Raw genomic sequence first — 236 nt, forward strand, 5'->3', positions numbered from 1 at the left:
GCCACCGTCTCGGGCGATCCCACCGCCGAACATTGCAGCACATGGTCGAGGATCCCCGACCCCTGCGGCCCCAGCGAGGCGCGATAGCCCGCGACCGGCGGCGGCAGCTGGCGCGGATGGCCAGTGCGCAGCGCGACGAACGACTGTTGCTGCGAACTCGCCAGCAGCTCGGCCTCTTCATCGGTGTCGGCGGCGAAGACGTTGAACCCCGCCATCGCATACGGCCGGTCGAGCTG

Annotated in this window: 1 pseudogene; it reads right to left on the reverse strand. The window is 70.3% G+C overall.

Going from position 1 to position 236, the window contains the following annotated elements:
* Nucleotides 1-236 (reverse strand): annotated as a pseudogene (locus tag PU683_RS21665) (LLM class flavin-dependent oxidoreductase); the annotation flags it as partial.

Origin of the sequence: Candidatus Kosakonia sp. 282A-S69 (genome assembly GCF_029433855.1) — a bacterium.
In the GTDB taxonomy this organism is placed as follows: domain Bacteria; phylum Pseudomonadota; class Gammaproteobacteria; order Enterobacterales; family Enterobacteriaceae; genus Kosakonia; species Kosakonia cowanii_A.